The organism is Mesorhizobium sp. M4B.F.Ca.ET.203.01.1.1, from assembly GCF_004791025.1.
GTDB lineage: Bacteria > Pseudomonadota > Alphaproteobacteria > Rhizobiales > Rhizobiaceae > Mesorhizobium > Mesorhizobium abyssinicae.
The window spans coordinates 1-315 of record NZ_SRUO01000198.1 but is presented as its reverse complement, the minus strand read 5'-3'; the positions used below and the strand labels follow the sequence as shown (position 1 = coordinate 315).

Sequence of the window (315 nt, the reverse complement as noted above, 5' to 3'; positions counted from 1 at the left end):
AACTGCCATGCTCGCCGACAAAGGCGCCGCCGCGATAGGATTGCGGCAGCTTGTCCGCGGTGTAGAAGGCAAGCCCGAGCGGCGCGACATGCGAGCTCAGCGCATAGTCCGGCGGGATGGCCTTGGCCACCATGTCCGGCCGCTGCGGCATCACACGCGGATCGACGTGCTGGCCGTAGTAGCTGTAGGGCCAGCCGTAGAAGCCATCTTCCTTCACCGAGGTGAGGTAATCCGGCACCAGGTCGGCGCCGATCTCGTCGCGTTCGTTCGCCACCGCCCACAGCGTGCCGGTGCTCGGCTCCCAGTCCAGCCCGG

At 67.3% G+C, this 315-nt stretch carries 1 protein-coding gene; it reads right to left on the bottom strand.

The window, feature by feature from the left end:
- Positions 1-315, bottom strand: a 315-nt coding sequence (locus tag EN846_RS34310; RefSeq protein WP_189587214.1) for a PQQ-dependent sugar dehydrogenase, incomplete at both ends; no start/stop codon positions are given.